The 7,112-nt window shown below is 43.7% G+C and carries 4 protein-coding genes; 1 reads left to right on the plus strand and 3 read right to left on the minus strand.

Translation table 11 applies throughout. From position 1 onward, the window contains the following. Positions 1-92: 92 nt before the first annotated feature. Entirely contained in the window at positions 93-4,481 is a 4,389-nt protein-coding gene (gene mobF, locus ACM0OW_RS22480; protein ID WP_414552520.1) for a MobF family relaxase, read from the minus strand. Positions 4,482-5,249: 768 nt separating this feature from the next. Beyond that, the gene (locus ACM0OW_RS22485; RefSeq protein ID WP_414552522.1) at positions 5,250-5,384 is read right to left on the minus strand and encodes a hypothetical protein; all 135 of its coding nucleotides are present in this window, start codon (positions 5,382-5,384) and stop codon (positions 5,250-5,252) included. 174 nt (positions 5,385-5,558) lie between these two features. Here ACM0OW_RS22485 and ACM0OW_RS22490 point away from each other — a divergent pair, with 174 nt between their 5' ends. Beyond that, a complete protein-coding gene (locus ACM0OW_RS22490) occupies positions 5,559-6,074 on the plus strand; it encodes a helix-turn-helix domain-containing protein (protein ID WP_414552523.1) in 516 nt (171 codons plus the stop codon). A gap of 186 nt (positions 6,075-6,260) precedes the next feature. Here ACM0OW_RS22490 and ACM0OW_RS22495 read toward each other — a convergent pair whose 3' ends face one another. Continuing rightward, positions 6,261-6,860: a transglutaminase-like domain-containing protein gene (locus ACM0OW_RS22495; protein WP_414552525.1), complete on the minus strand. Its 600-nt coding sequence runs from the start codon at positions 6,858-6,860 to the stop codon at positions 6,261-6,263. Between the last annotated feature and the right edge of the window lie 252 nt (positions 6,861-7,112).

Raw genomic sequence — 7,112 nt, forward strand, 5'->3', positions numbered from 1 at the left:
TCAAAGCTTTAGGATTGCTCTCTTAACGGGACAAGCTTAGGCGTTGGTTACTGCACCCATCCTTGAATCATTCCGGGCGGGGTCGATAAACATCAGCGCCTCAACCCTCGCCCCTGCTTTTGGGATTGCTCATAATCCTCTAATCGTGCAATTATTTCCTCTGACTTTAATAACTGACGAGTAATCTTCATCTTTAAAACCTCATCTGGAAAAGAATCTTGTTGTGTCCTAGATGAAGATTGCTGATGAAAATAATCATCAACATAGTCAACAAGTTCAATCAATTCATCATTATCCAGTTGATGGATTAAATCTTGAATTTTTTGTTCTAATTCCAGATGGCGATTAAACCTAGTTGCTAACAACTGCTTTCGTTCTTCTGAACTCAACTTTTTAGGTGGTGCGGGTGGCGAATGTCGTTTTTTATTGTTGTTATCCCGCCATTCCTTCAGGGTTAATGCTTCATAATATACCTGCTCGTATGCCAAAGCCCCCTGAGCCACTATTAAATCATCAACACCTTTATCTGGGCCTGGTAATGTCACCACATTCACCTTAGCCCCCTGTTCCTCCAGCAGTCCACCAGTGCGCGAGATAGCAATATCTATATTTCGTTGAGTTTCCGGTCGCGTTTCATAGTCAAAGCAGAAAGTCATCTCTCGTCCTGGCGTGGCGAAAACAGCTAACTCATCCATCAACCTCGCTTTCACCCGTTCGCCAAACTCATCCTTACTGCGATAACCAGCATATATCCCTGGCAGTCCAATTGTTACATGACCTTGGCTTAACAAACTAGCAGCTTTCTTCGCTCCCTCAGTGATAGTCACTGGTAAGTTATGTTTCCATACACAATACCAAAATCCACTGGCGCGCTCTTTTTCAGTAGGCCGTACCCCTGCTTTTTCATAAATACGCTCGGCAATATCATCAGGCACATCTAACAGGAAGATACTTAATTCAGTTTTAGGTGGATGCTCATATTTAATAAACTTCGCGGGGGAATGACTGGAAAAATGGCGGCGGGCTTCGTGGTTAGTCGTGTTGGCATCACAAATAGTCGTGGGGTTAATAAGCCCGCCGCCATTTTTTTGTCCCAATGCGTCACGGGGTTTATCCGCTTTTTCTCGTGGTTCATTGGGTTTATAGCATCCCCACAATTTTCTCTCAGGTTTATCCCCTGGTTGAAGGTCAGCAAAGGATAAAGGATTAACACCAGCATCACACCACCAGCCACCAGATTCAATATGAGCATACTTACTCATAATTCCTAATGATAGCCTGCCTGTATTGGTGCGTGGCAATTTATGACTGTACATGAGGTATTCCCAAGCCTCATGCTCCCATTCCCTAGTTTGATGCAAACTGGTGAAATTACGGTGGGCAATTTCCGGGTGAATGGCGCTGTCCCTGATTAATTCTTGCCAGTGCTGTTCGTCAAGCCGTTCCGGGGCTGACACAGAGTTGTCAGGAGTCCAAAATGCTACCTTTGGCTGTGGAGTTTTGGGAACTGGTTTGTTAATAACTGGTTTGGGAGTAGGAACAATCCTTTCAGGTACTTGTGGGGGTTGAGTTTTAACAACAGTAGGCTGTGGAGTTTTGGGAACTGGTTTGTTAATAACTGGTTTGGGAGTAGGAACAGTCCTTTCAGGTACTTGTGAGGGTTGAGTTTTAACAACAATAGGCACAGGGGCAGGAATGCAGGTGGCTTCTGACTCTCGCTGAACAAGGTGCATCGGTGAAGAATTAGGCACAGGGGTAGGTGTGAAGACGGCTCCTGACTCTCGCTGAAAGGAAGTTTGACAATCAGTTTTCTCCTCTGCTCCTTCGCTTCCCTGCTCCCTGACCTCAAAGTTCTTTTGCTTCGTACTGGGCTTTTTAGCTACAGTCGTTGCAGCTACAACCTGTTCCTTCTCTAGCTTTGACTGGTGCTGCTTTGCCAATTCCTGTTGTCGTAGTAGCGCCAGGGCATTTTCCTTCGCTCTACTCAACTGCGCCTGAGCTAGTAAATAATCCTTATCTTCCGTGTACAGCTTTAATTCATGCCTGGCACGGCTGACTGCTACATAAAAGCTCTCTTGTCCAATGGTGTTGTCAGCTGCAATCAGCACTTTGTCAGCTGTTTTACCCTGACTGCTATAAGTAGTGCTGACGAGCGCGTAATCTAAATTATGTCCTTGATAGAAACTCAGCGATTCAGTTTTACCACTATCTAGATATTGAATGACAGCGCTGCGCTTTCTGATTTGGGTAACTACAAATTCCTGCCCGTTTTTATGCCCTTTGTCCCGATTATTCTTTGTCCATCGTAAGCGATCGCCCACAGCAATTTCAATCCTCTGTCTTTGGTAAACTGCTTGCTCAAATCCTGTATTTACCTGAAATTGTTGACCATCGTCGGCTTTCAAGGTCAAGCGGTCGTTATCTTTACCCACCACTTCGTACAGTTTGCCCTTCTCTAATCCCCGGCGCTTGTAATCACGGGTGGGCATGACTACATCCCCCAGTTCAAAGTTATGGGTGTAGCGCATTTGTACTCTTGTCAGGTCTTTGGCTTTGAGTTGGGTGATATTAATTCCAGTCCCTAAACTGCCTTCCACTTTGAGCTTTTCTCGAATGGCTTGGGTAATAGCCAGTCTTTCAAAATTGGTTCCCGCCAGTACCAGGGTTCTCGCTCGTTGTTCTGGTGTGGCTGTCACATAGTCACGGGCAATTGTCTCAATTTTTAGTTCAGATGAAACGCTATGAATACTGCCGTTTTCATCTAAGCGCTCAAATCCTTCTTGAATCCTACCTTCAGCAATTAAATCTACTGCTAGTTTTAGCTCTGGGGCGCGTTGTCTTAAGGATTCGTTTAAGTAGCTAGTTTTGATTCCTGCCTGTTGCAGTGATTTAAAGGGGTTGCCTGCTTCTACTGCTGATAGTTGTTTGGTGTCTCCTACTAACAGCACCCTGGCTTGCTCCTGGGTAGCTCGTTCTAACAGAGATATTGCATCTTTGGCACTGAGTAATCCTGCTTCATCTACAATCCAAATTTGCTGTGAGTCAATCTCCTGGGGTGGTTCAGAAATTAGGAGTCTAGCAACTGTTTCGGCTTGAATATCCAATTCAAGACTTAGAACTTTCGCTGCCATTGCACTGGGGGCAAAGCCTTTGATGGTGTACCCTGTATCGGCGGCGATTTTCTTTAATTCCTTGAGGGCGAAAGTTTTACCAGCACCGGCTACCCCCTGCCAAGCAATGAATTGGTCTTTTGTGGTGGCGGCGGTTTCTACTGCACGGCGTTGTCCTAAATTTAAGGTGGTTTGCTCTAGATGGCTGACAATTACTTCTGGGTGAGCCAGTGGGCTAACCTTGGACTGCCCATCTTGCATGAGTTTTATGGTTGCCAGTTCGCGGTTGACTGCTGCTAGGGTTGTATAGTCACGGGTTTGTGGGGATAGGCTGAGTAATTCGGGATTGGCTTTAATTAATGGTTCTATCTGTTTTACTTCTGTGGCTAGTCCTTGGTTGAGGATGAATTTTTCTAATTCTTCTTGGGTAAAGGCGACATTTCTTTCAGAGCAATGGGCGATGGCATCTTCTAGGTTGTCATAGCTTACTAGTCTGGGCTGTAGTTCTGGCTGTGGGTTTCCTGGTTGGACAAATTTTATCCCCAGGGCTTTAGCTTCTTCTCTCCACTTGGCTTTGAGTTCTTCTGGGTGAATTTTCTGTTTGCGGTTCCTGGTGGCAGTCCATGCTTGTTCTCTCTCTGACCGAGTTGCATTTTCACCTACTGCTTCTAATATTTGCTGTCTGCGTTTGGAGAATTCTTTCAGGTCTTCTGGCTTCCATCCTTTAATTTCAAATTGTCCGTGATTTCTGGCTTCTACTTGGTACCCCAGTTTTTGGATTTCTACTGCTAGGTAGTTCTGGTACACCATGCCGAGAAATTTTTTGTTTTTGAAGATTTCGTCGTTGAGCAGACTGTACCATTGCCCGTTATCTAGCCGCGTCATGTTCATGACTAGGGCATGAGTGTGCAAATGTGGGTCTAGTTCTCTGGTTTCAATATGGTCAAACTGGGCAACTACTAAGTTTCCTGTTCTGGTGGTTTCTCTGCCGATTTCTGTTGTAACTCTGGTGTAGCTGTAGCGTTGTTCTATTAGTTCTAAGGTTTTTTGTACTGCTAATATATGTGCTTGAATTAATTGCTCGTCTCCACCTACTAATGCTTGTAGGCTGACGCTTTTTGGTGCTGAAAAAGTGAAGTCAGTGGCGGCTCGGCGAAGTGATGAATCCAATCTTCTGGCACATAGTTTCTGGTTCCCATCTGGTGATAGTCCATTAACGATGTTTGTGAAGGTTTCTTGGTTATCAACTGCTCCTGATAGTCCTAATTTTTTAGCACCCAGACCAGACCAGCGTGATTCGCCCTCTTGGTAATACCCTTCCAGGAAGTAATGCACTGCTTGTTGTGGTTCTGAGTTCTTGCCTGTTAACACTGACTACTCCAGTGATGACTATTTTTCTAGAAGTACATCTCCATCATTTGACGCGCTTCTGTCTGTACAAGCCTAAAAGTTACTTTCTGTAGTGTTGCATAATTCAAATTTTCATATTACTTTACACAGGTTTTTTTTGCTTTTTTTTATTTTAATTTTAACTGTTTTTTCTGTCAAACTTTTTTGGCGTACTGTGCGAGGTCAGACAATTTTTCTAATGCCACAAAGTAGCCACAGAAATAGCATAATTTTTTCACAAATTCACCATAAAAGTATCACAAAAACTCTTCTCGGAACTGCTGAGAACTACTTTTAATTCCCACAAATTCATCACACATTTCTCTGATTTTGTCTGAGAATTATCACAGAAATCACACAAAAAATACCCCAATGTACTGGTGTGTTTAATTACCGAAAATTACTCATGATGCCATAGCTTGATTTACTCCATTTCCTCTATTCTTGAAACTGACGGATAATTGTTAGTCCGTCTCCTACCCGACCTGTGACACTAGAGATTTAACCATGTTGGGGTAAAGACAAAACGTGTCTTTACCCCAACATAATGTTCATAAACTGAGGCGATTGGCTTTAATGAGCCACTTTGAACCTCGCCAAATAGCGACAGTGTAAAACTCGCCAAGAGGATAGAGATAGTGTTAGCCGTTGAAACACTGGCGAGATTTGGCGGTATCTGTCGGTCAATATCATTAGGGATAATTTTTGGGACAGAACTTATGGAAAACCTACATTTCAATCCAAAAAAATTCAAATTTTGCTCAGTATATTTAAAGCGATCGCTCTAAATCTCCCTTGATATTCTAAGCCTTTGAGGGAATGAAACAGCCCTGCGCCCAAACCGGGCTTGGTCAATCGCGCTATACGCCATACCAACTTTTCCATACCACTGTCTACATGGGAAGAACTGAGCAAAGATTAGCAGATTAACCTACCGATGAGAGTTAGTGATCGTTTATTCCTCTGGTAAATTTGAACAGTCAATTTTCCACCTCTTCTAATCTCGCCAAAACTCGCCATATGGCATGATATAATTTGGCGATACTTGGCGGTAATCTCATGAACAAACAAGAAGCAGCAGATTTTCTTGGTGTCAGTGTCCGAGCGCTAGAGCGCTATGTACAGCAGGGGCGAATCAGCGTTAAGTATGAGAAAGGAAAGACTCGCCCGACTGCTCATTTTGAGCAAACAGAACTGGAAGCATTTAAGGAAGAACTCAACCAACCAACCGTAAAACCTGCCTTTGAATCTCGCCAAATAGCGACAGAGCCACAGCTAGAAACAGCAAAACTGGTAAAAACCTCTGGCGAGATGACGGAATTTGGCGAGATTGGTGTAATTGATAAGCTCTCATCAATCATTGAAGGGCTGCTGAGTACGAATGACAATCAGCCCAAAGTACCAGTAGCAGATAAGTTACTGTTGTCGATGGCAGAGGCACAGGCGTTAACTGGATTGTCTAGAGAATTTCTCAAGGATGCCATTGCATCTTCTCAACTAAAAGCCAAAGTGATTGGTAAAGGTTGGCGGATAAAACGCAGTGACTTGGATGAGTACATTAATCAGCTGTTTTAAATATCGCCAAATAGCGACAGTGTAAAACTCGCCAAGAGGATAGAGGTAGTATCAGCCTTTGAAACAGTGGCGAGTTTTGGCGAGATGAAAAATGATACCAATTACACGAATTGGCACACAGGTGTAATGCGATCGCCCCTACGATATTGTGTTTTCCAATGCTGCCTTGCACGTACTCAATATTTATCACACCAACCCATAACTTTTTGCTGAATCCAACGAAATGTCTGGAAGGTTGCGAAGCATCTCATCCCATGTACTCTGTGCTTGCAACGCTTCTACGATAATTCGGAGCGGTTCGGCAAAGATCGCTGGAAAATCTGCCTCTTCAGGAAACTGAATTTTATACGCTAACTGCTCTTGAGGTGGAGTGAACTGAGCGTTGACTCCTTCTTTGTTGCCTCTTGCATCAACCCTATACCAACCAACTTCAGGCAAATGGATTGCATTGAAACCGTGCAAACTGTACGGCGCACCTTTATCATCAATACTCAACCTCTGATAACAAAATCCTGTGGGAATCTGGTTTGCTCGTAAAAGTGCTGCCAGCAGATGACTCTTAGCGTAGCAATAACCTGTTTTGTGTTGAAGCACATCTGAAGCTCGGCAAGTCAAAGGATTCATTTGATAGTCAAAACTGTGACAGATTTCGTCTCGCACCCACTCAAAACACGCTTTTGCGATCGCCATTGGGGTTGGACATCCCAGTGAGATTTGTTTGGCGCGTTCCATAATTTTGGGATGCTGCCAGTCGATGACTTCACTAACCTTCAAATACTCTTCCATATCAATCGATACGAATACTGTAACTTCAACTCTAAACACCTTACCAGTAATTTCAAAGCACTCCACTCGTTAGTGCAGTATGCTATTTATACCACATGGCATAAGTGCGAATTCCGTAGTCAACAAAAGTACTAAAACGTGGAATTGGTATCAAATTTCATCTCGCCAAAACTCGCCCCAGGTTCAAAGCCTGATATTACCTCTATCCTCTTGGCGAGTTTTACACTGTCGCTATTTGGCGATATTTAAAAC

Origin of the sequence: Anabaena sp. CCY 0017, assembly GCF_963920885.1 — a bacterium.
GTDB lineage: Bacteria > Cyanobacteriota > Cyanobacteriia > Cyanobacteriales > Nostocaceae > Nodularia.

What these genes read in the sequence shown, in the direction of transcription:
- ACM0OW_RS22485 (WP_414552522.1), bottom strand. Translation starts at nt 5,384, where the DNA reads ATGGAAAAGTTGGTATGGCGTATAGCGCGATTGACCAAGCCCGGTTTG.
- ACM0OW_RS22490 (WP_414552523.1), top strand. Translation starts at nt 5,559, where the DNA reads ATGAACAAACAAGAAGCAGCAGATTTTCTTGGTGTCAGTGTCCGAGCG.
- ACM0OW_RS22495 (WP_414552525.1), bottom strand. Translation starts at nt 6,860, where the DNA reads ATGGAAGAGTATTTGAAGGTTAGTGAAGTCATCGACTGGCAGCATCCC.